Annotated in this window: 22 protein-coding genes and 1 tRNA gene; 16 read left to right on the top strand and 7 right to left on the bottom strand. The window is 65.8% G+C overall.

All coding sequences use genetic code 11. The annotated features are described in order from the left end of the window. Window positions 1-15 precede the first annotated feature (15 nt). Entirely contained in the window at window positions 16-696 is a 681-nt protein-coding gene (locus tag AC07TU_RS16880; protein WP_495189086.1) for a glutathione S-transferase family protein, read from the bottom strand. A gap of 137 nt (window positions 697-833) precedes the next feature. Here AC07TU_RS16880 and AC07TU_RS16875 point away from each other — a divergent pair. The 6 genes from AC07TU_RS16875 to AC07TU_RS16850 all read left to right on the top strand — a co-directional run bounded on the left by AC07TU_RS16875 (window position 834) and on the right by AC07TU_RS16850 (window position 3,789). After that, a tRNA-Arg gene (locus AC07TU_RS16875) sits at window positions 834-910 on the top strand. Between the two features lie 132 nt (window positions 911-1,042). Next, a complete protein-coding gene (locus AC07TU_RS16870; protein WP_495189085.1) occupies window positions 1,043-1,771 on the top strand; it encodes a hypothetical protein in 729 nt (242 codons plus the stop codon). Window positions 1,772-1,963: 192 nt separating this feature from the next. Continuing rightward, complete coding sequence (locus AC07TU_RS16865; protein WP_495189084.1) at window positions 1,964-2,404, top strand: hypothetical protein; 441 nt, start codon at window positions 1,964-1,966, stop codon at window positions 2,402-2,404. A 29-nt stretch (window positions 2,405-2,433) separates the two neighbouring features. Next, window positions 2,434-2,865 carry a MarR family winged helix-turn-helix transcriptional regulator gene (locus tag AC07TU_RS16860; protein ID WP_495189083.1) on the top strand — a complete coding sequence of 144 codons (432 nt, stop codon included), beginning with the start codon at window positions 2,434-2,436 and terminating at the stop codon, window positions 2,863-2,865. Window positions 2,866-2,984: 119 nt separating this feature from the next. After that, window positions 2,985-3,329 (top strand): ArsR/SmtB family transcription factor, encoded by a 345-nt coding sequence (locus tag AC07TU_RS16855; RefSeq protein WP_495189082.1) that lies wholly within the window; start codon window positions 2,985-2,987, stop codon window positions 3,327-3,329. Then, window positions 3,316-3,789 (top strand): SRPBCC domain-containing protein, encoded by a 474-nt coding sequence (locus AC07TU_RS16850; RefSeq protein WP_495189081.1) that lies wholly within the window; start codon window positions 3,316-3,318, stop codon window positions 3,787-3,789. The genes AC07TU_RS16855 and AC07TU_RS16850 overlap by 14 nt, the downstream gene beginning before the upstream one ends. Before the next feature lie 36 nt (window positions 3,790-3,825). On the opposite strand, the gene AC07TU_RS16845 is transcribed toward AC07TU_RS16850, so the two are convergent. Next, window positions 3,826-4,683, bottom strand: a complete 858-nt coding sequence (locus AC07TU_RS16845; RefSeq protein ID WP_495189080.1) for a hypothetical protein — start codon at window positions 4,681-4,683, stop codon at window positions 3,826-3,828. A 173-nt stretch (window positions 4,684-4,856) separates the two neighbouring features. On the opposite strand from AC07TU_RS16845, the gene AC07TU_RS16840 reads away from it, so the two are divergent. Next, window positions 4,857-5,525, top strand: a complete 669-nt coding sequence (locus AC07TU_RS16840; protein ID WP_495189079.1) for an RBBP9/YdeN family alpha/beta hydrolase — start codon at window positions 4,857-4,859, stop codon at window positions 5,523-5,525. A gap of 86 nt (window positions 5,526-5,611) precedes the next feature. Here AC07TU_RS16840 and AC07TU_RS16835 read toward each other — a convergent pair whose 3' ends face one another. From AC07TU_RS16835 to AC07TU_RS16825, 3 genes are all read right to left on the bottom strand, one after another. Continuing rightward, complete coding sequence (locus AC07TU_RS16835) at window positions 5,612-6,763, bottom strand: phospholipase D family protein (protein WP_495189078.1); 1,152 nt, start codon at window positions 6,761-6,763, stop codon at window positions 5,612-5,614. Window positions 6,764-6,765: 2 nt separating this feature from the next. Then, the gene (gene dxs, locus AC07TU_RS16830; protein ID WP_495189077.1) at window positions 6,766-8,688 is read right to left on the bottom strand and encodes a 1-deoxy-D-xylulose-5-phosphate synthase; all 1,923 of its coding nucleotides are present in this window, start codon (window positions 8,686-8,688) and stop codon (window positions 6,766-6,768) included. A gap of 119 nt (window positions 8,689-8,807) precedes the next feature. Then, window positions 8,808-9,404 carry an NAD(P)H-dependent oxidoreductase gene (locus tag AC07TU_RS16825; protein ID WP_495189076.1) on the bottom strand — a complete coding sequence of 199 codons (597 nt, stop codon included), beginning with the start codon at window positions 9,402-9,404 and terminating at the stop codon, window positions 8,808-8,810. Between the two features lie 76 nt (window positions 9,405-9,480). Between AC07TU_RS16825 and AC07TU_RS16820 the strand changes: the two genes are divergently transcribed. Continuing rightward, window positions 9,481-10,056 carry a TetR/AcrR family transcriptional regulator gene (locus tag AC07TU_RS16820; protein WP_495189075.1) on the top strand — a complete coding sequence of 192 codons (576 nt, stop codon included), beginning with the start codon at window positions 9,481-9,483 and terminating at the stop codon, window positions 10,054-10,056. A gap of 1 nt (window position 10,057) precedes the next feature. Here the strand turns inward: AC07TU_RS16820 and AC07TU_RS16815 are convergent, their stop codons facing one another. Continuing rightward, entirely contained in the window at window positions 10,058-10,516 is a 459-nt protein-coding gene (locus AC07TU_RS16815; RefSeq protein WP_495189074.1) for a Fur family transcriptional regulator, read from the bottom strand. A gap of 91 nt (window positions 10,517-10,607) precedes the next feature. Here AC07TU_RS16815 and AC07TU_RS16810 point away from each other — a divergent pair, with 91 nt between their 5' ends. Further along, window positions 10,608-11,120 (top strand): hypothetical protein, encoded by a 513-nt coding sequence (locus AC07TU_RS16810; RefSeq protein ID WP_495189073.1) that lies wholly within the window; start codon window positions 10,608-10,610, stop codon window positions 11,118-11,120. A 92-nt stretch (window positions 11,121-11,212) separates the two neighbouring features. On the opposite strand, the gene AC07TU_RS16805 is transcribed toward AC07TU_RS16810, so the two are convergent. Continuing rightward, window positions 11,213-11,596, bottom strand: coding sequence for a MerC domain-containing protein (locus AC07TU_RS16805; RefSeq protein ID WP_495189072.1), 384 nt, complete (start codon window positions 11,594-11,596; stop codon window positions 11,213-11,215). 116 nt (window positions 11,597-11,712) lie between these two features. On the opposite strand from AC07TU_RS16805, the gene AC07TU_RS16800 reads away from it, so the two are divergent. The 7 genes from AC07TU_RS16800 (at window position 11,713) to AC07TU_RS16770 (ending at window position 19,367) form a co-directional block, all read left to right on the top strand. After that, window positions 11,713-12,738: a COX15/CtaA family protein gene (locus AC07TU_RS16800; protein WP_495189071.1), complete on the top strand. Its 1,026-nt coding sequence runs from the start codon at window positions 11,713-11,715 to the stop codon at window positions 12,736-12,738. Then, window positions 12,735-13,049, top strand: a complete 315-nt coding sequence (gene cutA, locus AC07TU_RS16795; protein WP_495189070.1) for a divalent-cation tolerance protein CutA — start codon at window positions 12,735-12,737, stop codon at window positions 13,047-13,049. The genes AC07TU_RS16800 and cutA overlap by 4 nt, the downstream gene beginning before the upstream one ends. Continuing rightward, window positions 13,046-13,867, top strand: a complete 822-nt coding sequence (locus AC07TU_RS16790) for a hypothetical protein (RefSeq protein ID WP_495189069.1) — start codon at window positions 13,046-13,048, stop codon at window positions 13,865-13,867. Before cutA ends, AC07TU_RS16790 begins: the two co-directional genes overlap by 4 nt. A 165-nt stretch (window positions 13,868-14,032) precedes the next feature. Then, the gene (gene rplM / locus AC07TU_RS16785) at window positions 14,033-14,512 is read left to right on the top strand and encodes a 50S ribosomal protein L13 (RefSeq protein WP_495189068.1); all 480 of its coding nucleotides are present in this window, start codon (window positions 14,033-14,035) and stop codon (window positions 14,510-14,512) included. After that, window positions 14,512-15,048, top strand: a complete 537-nt coding sequence (gene rpsI, locus AC07TU_RS16780) for a 30S ribosomal protein S9 (protein ID WP_495189067.1) — start codon at window positions 14,512-14,514, stop codon at window positions 15,046-15,048. Before rplM ends, rpsI begins: the two co-directional genes overlap by 1 nt. Before the next feature lie 96 nt (window positions 15,049-15,144). Next, window positions 15,145-15,630: a hypothetical protein gene (locus AC07TU_RS16775; protein WP_495189066.1), complete on the top strand. Its 486-nt coding sequence runs from the start codon at window positions 15,145-15,147 to the stop codon at window positions 15,628-15,630. Between the two features lie 221 nt (window positions 15,631-15,851). After that, window positions 15,852-19,367: an autotransporter domain-containing protein gene (locus AC07TU_RS16770; RefSeq protein WP_495189065.1), complete on the top strand. Its 3,516-nt coding sequence runs from the start codon at window positions 15,852-15,854 to the stop codon at window positions 19,365-19,367. Window positions 19,368-19,370 lie beyond the last annotated feature (3 nt).

Raw genomic sequence — 19,370 nt, 5'->3', positions numbered from 1 at the left:
GCCTCCACTGATCGCTCAGGGCTTCAGATAGCGCGCAGGCATGGCATCGCGATAGGGGAAGAGATGGAACCAGGGCCCCGCCTCGGCGAGCACGCGCGCAAAGGACGGGCGCGCAAGCAGGCGCTCAAGATAGGCATGGGCGGATGCATGCGCCTGCGGAATCGGGTGGACGATTGATGCGAAGAACAGGGCGGGCGCGGCGGCGCAATCGGCGAGCGTGAACGAGTCGCCCGCGGCCCAGGGCTGGGCGGCGAATTGCCCGTCGATCATCGCATAGGCGGTATCGAGTGCCGCGCGCGCTTCGGCGACGCCGAGCGGATCGCGGCCGTCCCCGGGCCGGATCCAGTCGAGCACGATCTTCTGCATCGGCACCGCGACATAATTGTCGAAGAACCGGTCCCACAGCCGCGCCTCCCGCCGGGCATCGGGATCGGCCGGAAGCATCGGCACCGGGCCGGGCGCATGATCCTGCAAATACTCGATGATGATGCTGGTTTCGGGCACGATCCGCCGTTCGGCATCGTCATGGAGCACGGGGATCTTGCCGACCGGCCAGCGCGCGAGATGCAGCGCGGCTTCGCCCGGATCGCCGAGGTCGACCGTCACCGGCGTGAAGGGAAGGTCGTTCTCGTACAGCGCAACCAGCACCTTGTGACAGAAGGATGCGAGGGGATGGAGATAGAGAGTGAAGCGCATGGTGAGCCTCGATATAGTTTCCAATTCTGGAAACTATTAGCCGGGCACGCCAGCTCACTCAATAGAAACTTTCCGAATAAAGAAACTATCAATGCAGTTTCGCGACTGCACAATCCGCGCTAACGCACGGCCAGCGCGCGCCCGTAGCTCAGCTGGATAGAGCACGAGCCTTCTAAGCTTGGGGCCGCAGGTTCGAATCCTGCCGGGCGCGCCATTTTATCAAATGCTTGGTTGCAGCGCAGCAGAATGTCGCAACCGCGTAAACTGATCACGTAATCGCTCGTAATCTCCCCCCGTCGTATCGAGCAACCGACCCTCTGCTCCATACTCCTCGACTTAGGCTGGCATGTATCTCACACTTGGCGGGATGTTGATCAGTTCCTCCTTGCTGCCGCCGAACCCTTCGCTGGTGTTAACCCCCGATGCTTTGGTGGAGCGTCCACACTGCGCGGTCTTTTTTGGGCCGATCATCGCCACATGGGGCGACATCGAGGCACGGCTGGATAGCCTGTTTCTGCTACTGGCCGGCGATGAAACCGCTCTAGCAGAGTTCCAGCAACTAAGGGGCTGGGATGCCCGGACCAAGCAATACATCAAAGAAACGGATGAGCGGCACGGTTCAGAGTTCAAGGTGGAGGTGCGGGCTATCCTGAATGCGGTGGCGGATCCCGCCAAAAAGCGGCACGAACTAGCACACGGCGTTTGGGGAACTTGCAAAGAGCTACCGCAGGATCTCGTGCTATTTCCTAGCGAAGTGTACACGTCGGCCGCCCGCGACATGCTCAGAGCAGAGCAGGCTGGCAGCCCCCGCATCAACCTGTCGCGTGAGTTTTTGGACCGAGGAAGGGTCGTTGGTATCTACCAGCTTCAGGCTCTGCTGAACGAGTTGCAGGCCGCGCGCACCATCCTTCATACGTTCTGGATCGAGCGGTCGCCCGATGTAGTTCACGTCCATTCGCGTGAAACCTTACCACGCGCCGCCGATCATCCCGAAGTCGCACCTCGCATTTCAATGGCGAAGAAGCATCTGCGCCGCGAAACGCAAAGAAAGCAGCCCAGAGCACAAATCAGCTAAGCTTGGGGCCGCAGGTTCGAATCCTGCCGGGCGCACCAAATACCGCCATTTCCCATTCCGAGCGCCAGCTTACCGGTACGGCGCCAGCCGCCTTGGTCGCGACTACCCTCGCTCGATGCCCCGCTCCCGCGCGCGCTGCGGGATCAGGGCCTCAGCGCTTGATTATCTTGATGATCAAGATAATGATGCCCCATGCTCCTGATCCTGGCCATCGCGACCGCCCTGCGCTTTGTTTCGATTGGCGGCGGCCTTTACGAGGTGCTGTTGATCGATCGCACCTGGCCGAGCCGCTTCGACCTGATTCAACCTGCGCGCGGCGGCATATCGCGCGCGCGCTTCTGGATTCCTGCGCATCTGGCCTTCGAACTCGCACTTGTCCTTAGCCTTGTGCTGTATTGGCCGCTTCCCGGCGTGCGAAACTGGCTGCTGGCGGCGCTTGCAGCGCATGCCGTGATGCGCGGCTGGTCCGCGCTGCGCTTCATTCCGGAGGCCCTGCGCTTCGAACGTGGCGACCCCACCCTGGACCGGACCCACGCCTTGCACTGGGTCAGGGGAAGTCGCTGGCGCCTTGTTCTGGACCTGGCGGCCGGCGGTGCGATGATGATGGCCCTGGTGGCCGGTGCGGCTGCGTGAGCCATTCTTCGCTGTCCGAAGTGCCTGTCGTGGAACTGGCACGCCGTCTGGGTGCGCAGAATGTCCTGCGCAGCGCGGCGATTGCGCGCCGGGCTGGCCTTCACCCCACCGACCTCGAATGCCTTGACATATTGCTGCTCAGCGGCCCGTGCACGGCAGGCGAAATCATGGCCGGCACAGGCCTGACAAGCGGCGCCGTGACAGCGATGATCGACCGCCTGGAACGCCGTGGCTTCGTGTCCCGCACACGCGATCCGGCCGATCGGCGCCGGGTTCAAGTTGCTGTGGATCAGGAGGCGATCAGACCCATCGCCGCCTTCTTCGTGTCCGGTGCCGAGCGCTGGAGCTCAGTGCTGGCGCAATTCTCCCACGCCGAACTCGCCATCGTGGAGCGGTTCCTGGCCCGCGCGCTCGCCACCGCGGTCGATCTGACGGCGGAGCTCCGCAGCCCGAACCCCTGAAGCCCGTTTTCCCGCGCTTCCAACCGACCGCGAGGCCGCGGCGCGAGCGGCGGCCGCCGCATCCGGCTTGACAACACGCGCCCCTTTATATAACTGATTCGTTATATAGTGAGGATGTTATGATCAATCTTGACACCAGCTTCGCGGCGCTTGCCGATCCGACCCGCCGCGCGATTGTGGCGCGGCTGGCGGCGGGCGAAGCGACGGTGATGGAGCTCGCCCGGCCCTTCGCGATGAGCCAGCCGGCAATCTCGCGGCACCTGAAGGTGCTCGAAGGTGCGGGCCTGATCGTGCGGCGTGTTGAGGGAACGAAACGGCCGTGCCGGCTGGCTCCCGACGCGCTCGAGGGAATCGAGGCGTGGCTGTCGATGCTGCGCAAGGCGCTTTCCGCAAATTACGACCGCCTCGACGCGGTCCTCGCTGCCATGAACGACGATGAGGAGAAGACGAATGGGAAGCTTTGACATCCGGACCGAGGGCGACACGCAGGTGGTGGTGACGCGGCGCTTCGCGGCATCGCCCGAGCAGGTCTATCGCGCACACACCGAACCGGCGCTGATCCAGCAATGGATGCTCGGCCCCGACGGCTGGACGATGCCGGTCTGCATCAACGATGCGCGGCCCGGCGGCCAGATCCGCTACGAATGGAGCGACGGCAACGGCGCCGGGTTCCATCTGACGGGCGAGTATGTCGAGCTGACCCCGTTCAGCCGCATCGTGCATGTCGAGCGGATGCACCTGCCCGACCCGACGCCCGACAACCGCGTCGAGACGCGCTTCGAGGCCGATGGCGCGGGCACGCTGATGACGATGCGCATGACGCTCCCCGATACCGAAACGCGCACGGCGATGCTGGCATCGGGCATGGAGCACGGCATGGCGGCAAGCTACGACCGGATGGAAACATTGTTCGAACCGGCCTGACCCGGAGAGGGCGCAGCGTATCGTCCGCTGCGCCCCTTATTCGCCGCGCTGCCGCGCGCGCAGCTTCCAGGCCAGGAAAGCCATCACCAAACCCCCGACTGCGATGATCGTCCCCGCGACGGCGAGGACGAGCGGGATGTTGGCGAGTTCCTGATTGCGTTCCCGCAGCGCGAAACCAACCGCGGCGAAGCAGGCGCAGACGCCGGCGATCCACAGGCCGGCGCGCAATCGCCAGGTCCAGAAATGCGGCTTCACGATCAAGCGCCGTTCGATGACGTCGCGGAAACGGCGCGCGACATGATCACCCTGCTGTGCGGCCGACACCGCCACCGGAACGCGCAGCGTGCCATGGATATGGTGGATGCGGGCAACGCCGAGATTGGTCGCGGTGGTCAGTACCGTACCGAATTCGATCATCGGCGGGTTGGAGTCGATCCAGCGGACGCTGCCGAACCGCCCGATCCCGGTCGTCGCCAGGCCAAAGAAAACGCCGCCGATCAGCACCCCGTCCTCGGAGAAGATCACCTCCACCCCCTCGGGCGGTGTCGCGCGCGGTAGCTTATAGTCGTTGCCCTCTTCGCGTTCGGCGAAGCGGCGGTCGATCTCGCGGAAACGGTCGAACTCAGGCGGCGACAGTGTCCAGCGCGCGATCGCGGTCCGCCCGCTGCGCATGTCGCGAAAGATGCGCGCGGCGCGCCAGAAGTTGAAGCAGAAGGCGATGCCGAGGATGCCTACGAGCAGCCCCAGCGCGATCAGCGCCGCGGTGCGCCCGGTTTCATGCCCCAGCGCCTGCATCTCAAGCGCGCCGGCCGTCACCGCGACGATCCCGGCGACGCCGGCCACGCCGCAGATCGCCATGTTGCGCTCAGGATTGCTCACGCCCCGGTTGCGCATCCGCCGTCCCCTGATGCCCTTGCTCAGGCATCGCGCGCACCAGTCCGGCGGTCAAGCCGGGGCCGGTCGCGCACGTCGTCGCATGCTTCGCGCCATTCAACGCAATGTTTATTGCCTATCTTATCGATAGGAATAAGATGAACCCCATGGAGTCGTCATCTGGAGAAACGGGCATGTCCATTTTCTCGCCCCATGACGTGAATTCGCCGATCGTTCTGACCGTTCCGGGTCTGGGCAGTTCGGGACCCTCGCACTGGCAGAGCCTGTGGGAGGAATCGCGCCCCGATACCCGCCGGGTGGAGCTCGGCATGTGGAGCACCCCGCATCGCAACAGCTGGGTGACCAAGCTGGATCAGGCGATCCGCGAGGCGCAGGCACCGGTGGTGCTCGCCGCGCACAGCCTGGGCTGTCTGGCCGTCGCCTGGTGGGCGGAGCTGGCGGGGCAACCCTATGGCTGGCCGGTCGCGGGCGCGCTGCTGGTCGCCCCGGCCGATGTCGATGGCGGGGAGCATCCGGCGCTGCGTGCCTTCGCCCCTTCGCCCGCCAAACCCCTGCCCTTCCCCTCGATCCTGGTCGCCAGCACCGACGATCCGTGGGTGCATATCGACCATGCCCGCAACCTTGCCGCCAACTGGGGCAGCGTGTTCGTGGACGCGGGTGCGCAGGGACATCTCAACGCCGACAGCGATCTGGGCTGGTGGCAGGAGGGGCAGCGGCTGCTTGACCGCGTGCTCGACGCTGCAAGCGACCGGCGCGCGCGGCCGCGGCGGGTGGAACAGCACACCTTGCTCGCGGTCAACGCGACCGATGCGGCGCAGCGGCACTATCTGGGTTCCAACTAGGTTCTCCCGAGGCGCGGTCCGGACGTCCCCAAGCGCGTCCGGATCACGCTATCCCTGCACGAAAATCATCCAGCCTATCGACACTGTCAGTCCGGCCAGTCGAGGCGCGGATCTGTCAGATCCATCTGCCCATGCAGCGCGAACTTGCGGTCCAGCTGCAATCGGAGCCAATCGTGCGCGGCGGGCGTCAGCTGGACATCGGGCTTTTGCATCAACGCCCTGCTGGGCACGGTATTTCCCTGGCCCGCATGCGCATTGCGTTGGGTGGATGCAAAGGCATTCGAGCCAAGTGCATCCATCAATGCCCGAAGCGACACGCCGTTCGAGATCGAACCATTCAGGAAGCGGGGGCGCGTCACACGCACATAGTGCGGCCAGTCGGCCTTCCAATCCCGCCGGGCGAGGTCGGCCGCACTTGCATCATCGACGCCGGGCTGATGGCGGCGAGCGACGGCATCGCCATAGACCAGATAGTCGTCGGGGGCGGCGACCATCCGCGCCATGAATATCCGATCCCCATCGGCAATACGGCGCGGACGCTTGCCGCTTGGGTACGTACACGCCCAATGCGATCCCGACCGAAGCACCTCCTCGAAAACCGGCAGATCGCGTGGCGCACGATTGTTCGCGCTGCCAAAGAACTTTGCATAGGCATTTCCGAGCTCCCCCGGAAATTCCGGTTCGACCTCCCCAGCCACATCGCTCTTCACACCATAGTCGGGCAGCATCATGCCCGGCACCGGTGCGCTGCCCGTGCGCACGGCAGCCAGCGCCCGCTCCCAAGCGTCCAGGGTTTCGCCGTCAAGATCGGTAGCGCCAGGCGGCCAAAGCGAATGGAAATAGTTGTGACACTGACGGACTATGTCGGGGTCGGAAGATACGAACCCGAATTCCTGATTGTGCCACATCGCGCGCTCAGTGAGATTTGCGGAGGTCAGGATGACACGAGCATCCCCAAAAATGTAGAGTTTAGCGTGAAGACCCCGAATCCCGCGTACGCGGGCGCCGGCATCGATCAGCGCACGCAAGGCACTCGTATCGCTTACACCGGCGTCGAAATCAGCCAGGTTGAAGCGCGTCACAACACGAACATCGGCAGGCGGGCGGCGTCCTATCAGCCTTCGGACCGTTGGCGCCTTGATGAAGGGGCACACGATCCACAGACGATCGGCCCTGAGCGCTGCCGCTGCCTCGATCTCGCTTCCCCAATCGCGATCGACCAGCCGGAAGCGCGTCACGTTCAGGCCCTCGCGCCGCCCTCGGCCGTGGCCTCGTTCCAGCGCAGCGCCTTGAGCACCGTATCGACGATATTGGGCGCGTTGAGGCCGGCCTCGTCATATTGCGCTTCGGGCTTGTCCTGATCCTGGAAGATGTCGGGCAGGCGCATCGTGCGCAGCTTGAGGCCGTTGTCGATCAGCCCGGCGTCGCTCGCCATCGTCAGCACATGCGCGCCGAGCCCGCCGACGGCGTTCTCCTCAATCGTCACCGCGACTTCGTGCGTGGTGAGCAGACGGCGGATCAGCGCCTCGTCGAGCGGCTTGGCAAAGCGCAGGTCGGCGACGGTGGTCGACAGCCCCTTGGCCTCGAGCATGTCGGCGGCCTTGAGCGCCTCGGCAAGGCGGGTGCCGAGCGAGAGGATCGCAACCTTCTTGCCTTCCCGCACCACGCGGCCCTTGCCGATCTCGAGCAACTCGGGCTCGGGCAGCGGCACGCCGACGCCGTTGCCGCGCGGATAGCGGAGCGCGATCGGGCCGGCGTCATATTCGGCGGCAGTACGGGTCATATGGACCAGTTCCGCCTCGTCCGCGGCGGCCATCACCACGAAATTGGGCAGGGTCGCCAGATAGGTGACGTCGAAGCTGCCCGCATGGGTCGCACCGTCCGCGCCGACCAGACCCGCGCGGTCGATCGCGAAACGGACCGGCAGGTTCTGGATCGCGACATCGTGGACGACCTGATCATAGGCGCGCTGGAGGAAGGTCGAATAGATCGCGCAGAAGGGCCGCATGCCCTGCGCCGCGAGGCCCGCGGCGAAGGTCACGGCATGCTGTTCGGCAATGCCGACGTCGAAGGCACGGTCGGGATGCGCCTTGGCGAACTTGTCCACCCCGGTCCCCGAGGGCATCGCCGCGGTGATCGCGCAGATCTTCGGATCGCTGTCTGCGAGCTTTGCCAGCGTCTCGCCGAACACATTCTGATAGGCTGGCGGGCCCGGCGGCGCCTTGACCTGCGTGCCGGTGATGACGTCGAACTTCTGGACGCCATGATATTTGTCGGCGCTGTTTTCGGCCGGGGCATAGCCCTTGCCCTTCTTGGTCACGACATGGACCAGCACCGGCCCTTCCTTCGCGTCGCGGACATTCTCGAGCACCGGGATCAGGTGGTCGAGGTTATGGCCGTCGATCGGACCGACATAGTAGAAGCCCAGCTCTTCGAAGAGCGTGCCCCCGGTCACCATGCCGCGGGTATATTCCTCGGCCTTCGATGCGGCGGAATGGACGCGGCGCGACAGCTTGCGCACCACCTTGCTCGCGAGGCTGCGCAGGCCGAGATATTCGGACGAAGAGACGACGCGCGCCAGATAGGCCGAGAGTCCGCCCACCGGCGGCGCGATCGACATGTCGTTGTCGTTGAGGATGACGATCAGGCGATTGCCCGCCTGTTCGGCATTGTTCATCGCCTCATAGGCCATGCCCGCGCTCATCGATCCGTCGCCGATCACTGCGATGCCGCGGCCGGGCCGGTCGGACAGCTTGTTCGCGACGGCGAACCCGAGCGCGGCGGAGATCGAGGTCGAGCTGTGCGCGGCGCCGAACGGGTCGTACTCGCTCTCGCTGCGCTTGGTGAACCCGCTGAGGCCACCGCCCTGCCGCAGCGTCCGGATGCGGTCGCGGCGTCCGGTGAGGATCTTGTGCGGATAGCATTGATGCCCGACGTCCCAGACCAGCCGGTCCTCGGGCGTGTCGAAGACATAGTGAATCGCGACGGTCAGTTCGACCACGCCGAGTCCCGAACCAAGATGCCCGCCAGTGGTGCCCACCGCGCTGATCGTCTCCGCGCGCAGTTCATCGGCCAGCTGGCGCAGTTGATTCGGCTTGAGCTTACGGAGGTCGTGCGGCGTGTCGACGGTGTCGAGCAACGGCGTCTTGGGAAGGTCGGCCATCTAGCGCACTTACTCCAGCACCTTCATGGTGTCGATTGCCAACGCCCCGGCGGGCCGGACGCTCCCTGCACGTGCGATGTGCAGGGGTCATGAGCAAAAGATGAGGAGCCGGTGAAATCTCAGGCGGCGCGGCGTTGCGCCAGCGATCGCCCGAGGCGGAACGCGGCGTCGAGATTGGCCCGCTGGTCCGCGCCATGCGATTCGAGCAGCAGCTCGTGCCGCACCACGCGCGCGCCGCAATAGTCGAAGATGCCGTGATCGATCTGGGTCCGCATCGCGCCGAAATAGCCGTGGCGCGCATAGGTGCCGGAATCGGCACCCGCAACGGCGACCAGCACGATTTCCAGCCGGGAGAGCTTCTTCTTCGACCCTGCCGCCCCCGACCCATAGGCCCAGCCGTTGGAAAAGACGCGGTCGATCCAGCCCTTGAGCAAGGCCGGGAAGGACCACCAATAGACCGGATAGACCAGCACCAGCCGGTCCGCCCGGTCGATCCGCGCCTGTTCGGCGAGAACATCGTCCGCCGGAGACGCGGTCTGGAGGTGGACGGCAAGGTCGCGCGCGGTTTCGCGCGGATCGAACCCTTCGGCGGCGAGATCGGCAATCTCGACCGAAGCCGCCGCATCCTGCTCACGGAGCCCGTCCGCGACCGCTGCCGCGATCGCGTGGGTCAGCGACTCCGGATCAGGATGGGAAATCACCACCAGGTTACGCATCATCGGCCTCCAACGGGGTATGGAACAAACGTCATCGAGCTTATATACTCATAGTAAGTTACTAATGGTAGGTTATATGTCAACCCGTACCCGCATGTCGCGTGAAAGCCGGCTCGCGCAGCTGATCGCGACCGCCTGGGGCATCATCCGCGCGGAAGGCAGCGACGCGCTGACGCTGGGACACCTCGCCGAGCGCGCGGGGGTGACCAAGCCGGTGGTGTATGACCATTTCGGGACGCGGGCCGGGCTGCTTGCGGCGCTGTTCCGCGATTTCGATGCGCGTCAAGACGCGTTGATGGATGCGGCGCTCGCCGCCAGTCCGGTAACGCTCGGCGACCGCGCGCAGGCGATGGCCGCCGCCTATGTCGATTGCGTACTGGCGCAGGGGCGAGAAATCCCCGGCGTGGTCGCCGCGCTGGAGGGATCGCCCGAACTGGAGCAGATCATGCGCGCATTCCGCGCGATGTTCCTCGAGAAATGCCGTGCGCTGTTCGTGCCCTTCGCCCCTTCAGGCGAAATCCGCGACCCGGCGCTGTGGAGCATGATGGGGGCGGCGCAATTGCTGTCCTATGCCGCAACCATCGGCGAAGTGACGCGCGAAGAGGCGATCGCGGCGCTGGCGCGTGCGATCCATGCGATGACCGAAGTCTAGTTCAGTCGCAGTCCGCGCACTTGCCGCGCACTTCGATCACCGGGCGGACGGGCGTGAAGCCGGCGCCCTTGGCCGCCGAGCGTACGGATTTGGTGATCGTATCGTCGTCGATATGCGTGGTCTGACCGCATGAATCGCAGACCAGAAAGATGCAGTCGTGCAGGCAGTCGGGATGCGCGTTCGCGACATAGGCGTTGGCGCTTTCGACCCGGCGGGCAAGGTTCGACGTCACGAACAGGTCGAGGATGCGGTAGACGCTGTTGGCGGCGACGCGGCGTCCCTCGCGCTTCGATACCGCTTCGGCGATATCATAGGCCGAAGCCGGCTTTTCGAAGCCCGACAGCGCCTCGAAGATCGAGGCGCGCATCGCGGTCCATTGCTCGCCGGCCTTCTCCAGCGTCGCCTGCGCGGCGCGTGCCAGATCGGCGCCATGATGTTCGTGATGATCGTGCGCGTGCATGGGCCTAATGTAGGCGCAGCTGGCCTTCGCAGCAAGCTTGCCGAGGTTACGCAGCTTGACGCGGTCAACGCGCAAATGCAGCGTTCCGCCGATGGTACCGGCACCAACCTCGACGACGGACTCGATGCTGCCGGTACGCTGGCGGTGGGCAATCGGCCTCTCGTCCGTTGCGCTGATCCTTCCACCACTCCTGTTGCGCGGAGCGTTGATCGATCCGTTACCGCGATGGGCCACAGCGATTGCGGCGATATCGGGCGGCGCGGCCGGCTTCTACCTGCTCATTCTGCTGGACCCATGGCTAAAGGCACAACGGGATTGGCGGACCTATGGAGCCATGGTGATGACCCCGGTGCTATCGGCGGTGCTCGCAACCTTCTATCTGCGCGCCGCTGTCGAGATGGCCGCTTTCGCGGAAGCATCGACGCACATTGAAACGGTCCAGGCTGAGGTTGTCGGAAAAACCAAGCGATCGGTCGAGGCTCGAACGCATCGCGATGCCCGAACACTTTGGATCCGGGCAGATGCAGATCTTCGAGCTCAACTCGATCCCCGTCGCACGCCCGGCCGGGACTGCCTGATCATCGGCGTTGAAACCGGCCGCTGAGGGGTGCGGCGCACCCGCTTGCCGAACGCGTTCGACGATGGCTTCGGAATCGATCGGCTGGTCCCGTGCACTGCGTTCCAGGGTGAGGAAGTCTAGTAGGTCGCCCGGCGGTTGAGGTCGTGGCCGAGCGCTAGGACGGCGACGCCGATGACGGTCCACAATATCTCCTGCCCGCCATGCGGCAAGGTCAGCGCGCCGGCCATCATGCCGAGGCCGAAGGCGCCGACCGCGGACGGCATCATATAACCGTGCTTCCAGATGCCGCGGCCGAGCGCGACCAGCCCGAACAGGATCGCGAGGACCAGGCCGATCTCGTGGATGGCGGGATGAAGAAACGCCCCCGCCGCCGATGCCAGCGCAAGCAGCACCGTGCTCGCCACGCAATGCGCCAGACACAGGCTCGACAGCCCGATCGCAAAGCGATCGAACCGCGAATCGACCTGTTCCCAGAATCGGGGGGCGAGCGCATGGGCCATGCGCGGCATATAGAAGCGAGCCGGAAAAGTTACAACATAACATGCGTCGCAGGATACGGCCTGATTTTCGGGCCTTTGGCTGGCATTTGCCGTCCGCAGGGCATAAACGGCGGGGCGTGTCCCGCTTTACCCAAACCGCCCGCCCCCGCGCCGTCGCCAACTGGCTGTTCGCCGTCGCCATCCTGATCGTTCTGATGGTGGGTGTCGGCGGGATCACGCGCCTCACCGAATCCGGCCTGTCGATCACCGAATGGAAGCTGGTGACGGGCACGCTGCCCCCCCTGTCCGAAGCCGCGTGGATGGCCGAGTTCGAGAAGTACAAGCGCATCCCCGAATATCAGCAGATCAACGCGGGAATGAGCCTGGAGGCGTTCAAGGGCATCTATTTCTGGGAGTATCTCCACCGGCTGCTCGGGCGGCTGATCGGCGTGGCGTTCGCACTGCCTTTGCTGTGGTTCGCAATCCGCCGTGCAATCCCGCAGGGCTATGGCCCGCGCCTTGTCGGCCTGCTGATCCTGGGTGGCCTGCAGGGCGTGATCGGCTGGTGGATGGTCACCTCGGGCCTCGCCGAGCGGACCGATGTCAGCCATTTCCGGCTCGCGGCACATCTGTTGCTCGCACTCTTCATCCTCGCGGCGCTGGTATGGACCGCGCTCGACCTGCGCGCGCTGGCCCGCGATCCGGGCTATCGCCCGGCGCGGCTGACCGCGGTCGCGGTGTGGACGGGGCTGATCCTGTTCGTCCAGCTGGTCTATGGCGCGTTCGTCGCGGGGCTCAACGCCGGCCTCGTCACCAACCAATGGCCGCTGATGAACGGCAAGTTCTTCCCGAGCGAAGTGCTGGCGGTGCGCCCCTTCCTCGATGCGATGCTCAACGATCCGGCGATGATCCACTGGTTCCATCGCTGGTGGGCCTGGGTGACCGTGGCAGCGCTGATCGTGCTGGCGCGGCGCGCGCGCGCCGCGGGCGACCGCAAGGCATCGGTCGCGATCCACATCGCCTTCGGCACGCAGATCCTGCTCGGCATCGCAACGGTGTGGACGGGCGTGCACCTGCATGTCGCAGCGACGCATCAGGTGGTGGGCGCGCTGGTCGTCGCCGCTACGGCCTGGGGCGCCCATTCGGTCGGGCGCCGGCGGTGAGCGACATCGCACTCCTCCATGCGAGCTTCGCCTCGGCGGAGGAGGCGGAGACGATCGGGCAGCGCGTGGTCGAGGAGCAGCTTGCCGCGTGCGTGAACCTGCTTGGGCCCTGCACTTCGATCTATCGCTGGCATGGCGCGGTCGAGACCGGCACCGAATATCGGGCGCTGTTCAAGACGACGCCGCAGCTCGCCCGGGAGCTGGCCGACCGGATCGCGGCGCTGCACAGCTATGACCTGCCCGTGATCGAGATCTGGCCCGCCGCCGCAGGCGATGCGGTCGCCGGCTGGGTCGACGATTCGACACGTTGATCGCGGCCATCCTGTTCGCGGCACAGGCCGCAAGTTTCGCCCCGCCGCTCGACCAGCCGCTGCGCGCGGTGACCGAAACGAGCCGGACCGATGCAGGCGTCACCCGGCGTTTCGCCAATGCCCGCCGCATCGTCTTTCGCCGCTCCGCCACGGGCTATCGTGCGGAAGTGACGATCGAACCGGGCGCGCCTGCCCTGCCGGGCGCAGTGCCGGGTGAAGACGACCCCGTCGCGATGTTCCGCGCCGGGTTCGCGCGGATCGCGGGACGAACGGTGGTGCTGCACCTCGACCCGGCGGGCCGCGTCTCTGCGATCGAGGGGCAGGACACCATCTGGAAAGCGTTTCTCGACGGCATCGCGGCGCTCGCCCCGCCGGGTACGGGCGATCTCGACCGCAGGCGTGCCGGACAGATTCGCGCGATCCTCGCGGCGCTCACCCCGATGCCGCCCGAACGCCAGCGCGCGACGCTTGCGACGCTGGTCGAACCGCTGATCGCCGCCGACATCGCCGGTGCAGGGGAAACGCCGCCCCGCCCCATACGCGTTCCTGCCGGATCGGCCTTTGGCGGCGCCCAGCTCGACGGCATTCGCGCCGTGCGGCGCGAGCGCGGCCACCTCATCGTGTCGGTCAGCGCGGCAGGCGAGGTGACGCAGCGCACACCCACGGGCCAGGCCACGGGCCGGATCACGCTGGAGACCGTGCGGCGCATCGACCCGGTCACCGGGCTGGTGCTGGAAAGCCGCGACACGGTGCGCACAGAGATTGCCGGAGCGCCTCCGGCCACGCGGCTGACCGTGACGACGGTCCACACGCCGTGACCGGCCGGGTTGACCGTCAGGCGGCACGCTTCACGCAACAGGTATCATAATACCCGCCAACAAACCCGCAGTTTTCTTGACTTTCTCACCCCTATTCGTCATTTGGCCGCGGTTCGCGCCGTCCGTGATGGGCGGCGTCATGCATTTAACACGAGGTCTGGCCCCATGAAGGCGCTGATGAAGACCACCAAGTCGGTGAAGCCGGCCGAGGTGGAGAAGAAGTGGCATATCGTCGATGCCGAGAATCTGGTCGTCGGCCGCGCCGCGGTGGTGATCGCCAACGTCCTGCGCGGCAAGCACAAGACCAGCTTCACCCCGCACGTCGATTGCGGTGACAATGTCATCGTCATCAACGCCGACAAGGTCCGGTTCACCGGCAAGAAGCTGGCCGACAAGGTCTATTACAAGCACACCGGCTATGCCGGCGGCATCAAGGAAGTCACCGCACAGAAGGTGCTGGAAGGCCGCTTCCCCGAGCGCGTGCTGGAAAAGGCCGTCGAGCGCATGATCCCGCGCGGCCCGCTGGGCCGTCAGCAGATGCGCAACCTGCGCATCTACAAGGGCGCCGAGCATCCGCACGAAGCCCAGAACCCTGAAGTCCTGGATATCGCGGCCATGAGCCGCAAGAACAAGGTGGGCGCATAATGTCCGACAATCGCCAGTCCCTTTCCGATCTCGCCGAGATCGCCGCCGGCGCGCCCGAGGGTGCCGAAGCCGCGACCAGCGCCGACGCCTATCTGGCCGGTGCCCCGGTCGTTTCGACCACGCCGCTGCGCCAGCAGGAACTCGACGCCTATGGCCGCGCCTATGCGACCGGCCGCCGCAAGGACGCCGTCGCCCGCGTGTGGATCAAGCCCGGTTCGGGCAAGATCACGATCAACGGCCGCGATCAGGAAGTCTATTTCGCGCGTCCGACGCTGCGTCTCGTCATCAACCAGCCGTTCGGCGTCGCCGAGCGTGACGGCCAGTATGACGTGATCTGCACCGTCAAGGGCGGCGGGCTTTCGGGCCAGGCCGGCGCGGTCAAGCACGGCATCGCCCAGGCGCTGACCAAGTATGAGCCGGTGCTGCGCGCACCGGTCAAGGCCGCCGGGTTCCTGACCCGCGACAGCCGCGCCGTAGAGCGCAAGAAGTACGGCAAGGCCAAGGCCCGCCGCAGCTTCCAGTTCTCGAAGCGCTGATCCTTCCCGGATCGACAAGAACAAGGGCGGCCCCGCAACGGGCCGCCCTTTTTCGTTGGGTAACACGCCGCCGAAGCGGCTAGGGTTCGGACACCCATGATCTTCGCCGACCCCATCGTCGCCCGCATCGTCCCCTTCCTCGAAGGCATCGGCATTCCGGTTGCCGTAGAGCCGGTGCCCGGCTCGCTACTGCCCGGCGCGACGGTGCGCGGCGGAACATTAGTCTTCGATCCCGCGACGCTCGAATGGCCGGGCGACCTGCTCCACGAAGCGGGCCATATCGCGGTGAGCGACCCCGCGATGCGCGCCACGCAGGCAGACATCCTCGACGATCAGACCGACGAGATGGCGGCGATGGCCTGGTCCTATGCCGCCGCCGTGGCGCTGGAGATCGATCCGATCCATGTCTTCCACGCCGGTGGCTATCATGGCGGGGGGAGGAACTATCTGGAATCCTACCGCAATGGCGGCACCGGGATCGGCGTGCCGATGCTGCAATATTACGGGATGAGCGCCGAACCGCGTCAGGCGGCGGCGCTCGGCCGCGCGCCGTTTCCCGCAATGACGCGCTGGCTGCGCTGAACACCCGCCGGGTCGGACAAGATGTTCCCCCCCCGGGGCCCAGACCAGCACCCGGACCGGTTAGAAATTACCCAGTCTGACCAGAAAGTGTGTCCACCGCGCATCTATCGCGAAGCAAATAGACTAAATCGTAACAACCGAGACTTGACGCGATTCCGCATCCGCATAGCCTCCTCCCAATCACCCGGTCTGGGCCGGCCGGGTCAACATAGGGGGCTATCATGCACTTCGCTCGTCAGCGGGGGCGCGTTCGCGCTTCACTTCTCCTTTCTGCAGCAGGACTTGGTCTGGCGCTCACCGCGCCGGGAATCGCGCAGGCACAATCGCTCGATGCCGGTGACGTCGTCGACAGCCCGCACGCAACCATACGCATCGCCGAGGCCGTCGAGACGCCGCACAACGCGCCGCTCAGCGTCGCCCCCCTGACCCAGGGCGGCTTCATTACGCCGGACGAGGTGGAAGAGACGCCGCAGATCACGATCAACAACAACTTCACGCCCGTCCAGGCTTATGATCCGACCAATATCACCGGCATTGGCCAGGTGATCAGCGATGCCGGCGGCGGCTTCATCGGCACCTGCACCGGCACGCTGATCAACCCGCGCACGATCATCTTCGCGGCGCATTGCGTGAACACCCGGGCGGCGACCGCTTATGGCGCCAATTCGGGCGGCGTCGGTATCGGCGTCGGCTTCGAGACCAATACCCGCGCCAACGCGGCGGGACAGGTCGACGAACTCGTCCGCTGGCTGCTCGGCGGCACCGGCGGCGCAGGCCGCTTCCAGTCCAACGAAGCGCAAGCCTTCTACAACATCAACCAGGTGTTCTACGATCCGCGCTCGCTGGCGCCGGCCTCGTGCACCGGGGCGACCTCATGCTTCCTCGAGGCCGACGTCGCCACCGCCGTGCTCGACACCCCTGCCCGCAACATCCCGACCTGGGCGCTGCTGTTCTCGCCCCTGCCTACTCCGGGCACCATCGATACCGCGACCGGCACCGGCTATCACGTCAACATCGGCGGCTATGGTTCGTTCGGCAACGGTACGACCGGATCGTCCACCAACGGCAACTTCCGCCGTCGCGCCGCCGAAAACATGCTGGGCGCGCTGGTCTCGCTCAACACGCGCAACGAATTCCTGTTCGGCTCGCCCGGCACGCCGTCGCGGCCGCAATTGCTCTATTTCCTCGATTTCGACGATCCTGCGCGTGGCACCGCCACCGCCAACTCGCGCGACTTCAACGGCTTCCGTGACAATGCGCTCCCCCGCGAAGGCACCACCGGTCCGGGCGATTCCGGCGGTCCGCTGATCCTCGACCGCACCTTCTCCAAGCAGGTGGTGATCGGCGTGCTGTCGGGCGGTTCGACCTTCTTCACCGGGCAGCCGGGCGGCAGCTACGGCACGCAGAGCTTCTACCAGCCGTTGTTCCTCTATTGGGACTGGGTCGTCGCCAACAACCCGTATCGCTACGTCACGGCGACCGCAGGCAACAAGAATTGGGAAGACACCACCGCCTGGGTGACCGAGCTCGACCCCAATTACCAGATCATCACCAATGGCCAGCTGGTCAACGGCGTGCCGACCCACACCGGCGCGGCCAATTCGGGTAACGGCCCGCAATTCGGCGAGATGTGCTTCCAGTCGCCGAGCACCTCGACCAACCCGGCGACCAATTTGTGCGAGAACATCGCCACGGGTCTGCCCCGCGACAACGTCCCCAATGGCGCGACCGATACCAACGCACCCGCGATCGTCGATATCGCCGGCGCGAACGGCCTGACCATGCCGGTCGAGACCGCGCAGGCCGCCCCCGGCTATACCGATACGGCGCGCCCGGCGCCGACCATCGCCAACGGCCTGCCGGGCGCGACGGGCTTCACCCCCAACAATGTCGACGGCGTGCGCACGACCGGAGTGATCGGCCGCTATTACGACGTGACGTTGCGCAATACCGGCGTGGTGACGCTCAACTCGGCGGTCACCATCGATCGCTTCACGATCATGGGTGCGACCTCGCAGCTGACGATTGCGGCGGGGGCTTCGCTCACCAGCCTGATCGAGATTCGCCAGAACACCGGCACGATCCTGAACAACGGGACGCTCACGTCGCCGGGCGACTATCTGATCCTGTCGGGTCTGCTGACCGGCACCGGCACGATCAACGCGCCGTTCACGACCAGCGTGATGGGCAGCTTCGCCCCGGGCACGCTGACCACCACCGGCACGCTGACCTTCAACGGCGGCCTCGTGATGTCGTCGGGATCGGGCTATCTGGTCGATCTCGGCGCCAATGGCGTGTCCGACCGGATCGTCGTCGCAGGCGCCGGCAACACCGCCAATATCGGCGGCGGGCTTCAGCTCTCTTTCTCTGCAGCGACGCTGCGCGCGGGCAACAGCTACACCATCCTGACCGCGCAGGGCGGCGTCACCGGCACGTTCACGACGCCGGCCGCGCTCAGCGCGATCCTGCGCCCGACGCTCAGCTACACGGCCAATTCGGTCGTGCTGAACATCGCCGCGGGCAATTATCGCGACGTGGTGTCGCCGTCGAACACGATCGCCTACACCTATGCCGGCATCCTCGACGCCAACCGCAGCCGGGCGGCGAGCTTCGATACGCTCTACGGCCCGCTCGACCTGCAGAACGCCGCGACGATCAACACGACGCTGGCCGGCCTTGCTCCCGCGAGCGAATCGACGGTGCAGACGCTGGGCTTCGCGGCGGTGGATGCGAATGCGAACTTCATCCGCAACCGCATCCGCAACCTCGATGCAGCGAATCTGGACGGCACGCTCGCGCATTACGGGCGTCCGATTCAGGTCGCAGCCCTCGGCCTGTCCCCGGCATTCGGCGCCAAGCCGATGGCCAGCGACATGGCCGCGCCGGTGATGCTGCAGGAAGGCGCACTGCCCGACAATATGAGCGGCTTCATCTCGGGCGGATACCTGACCGGCGATGGCCGCGGCATGACCGGGATCGGCGGGCGTGACAATTTCGACGGCTGGTATGTCGGCGGCGGCATCGAGGTCGCCGCGGGCGACAACGGGTTCGCCGGCTTCGCGCTGTCCTATACCGACATCGACGGAACCGCGGCGCTCGCCGGTCAGACGGCACAGAACAAGGCCTTCCAGGGCACGCTCTACGCCAAGACCACGACCGCCGGCGGGGTGACCTTCGACGGCTATGTCACCGCGGGTGCGCTCAACATGAAGAGCCGGCGCGTGGTCAACTTCCTGGGGACCACCTACAATCTGCGCGCCACCGACAACGCGCTGGTGCTCAGCACCGAGCTTGGCATCAGCAAGACTCTCGGCGGCGACGCGTTCGAGATCACCCCGCGGATCGCCGGGCGCGGCACCTATATCGGCTTCGGCAGTGCATTGGAGAGCGGCGGGCCGGTCGCGCTCGACCTGCGGCGTCAGGAGTATAACAGCTGGCAGGGCCGCGCAGGCGTCACCTTCGGCGCGGGCAAGGCGTCCAAGGTGCGGCCGTTCGTCACCGGCACCTATGTCCATGAGTTCAACGACCAGCCGGGTTCGGTCTTCGCCAACCTGGTCGGCGCGCCGAGCGGCTTCGCCTTCGCGCTCAATGGACAGGACAAGGACTGGGGCGAACTCAGCGGCGGGCTGACGCTCAAGGCGGGGTCGGCGGACCTTTCGATCTCGGCCGACACCACGATCGCGCGCAGCGACCTGTCGGTGCAGACCTATCGCGGATCGGTCACCTTCCGCTTCTGATCG

The sequence above is a fragment of the Sphingomonas sp. GW821-FHT03E12 genome (genome assembly GCF_059420685.1).
The sequence above is the reverse complement of the archived record's forward strand: the minus strand, read 5'-3'. Positions and strand labels throughout refer to the sequence as shown.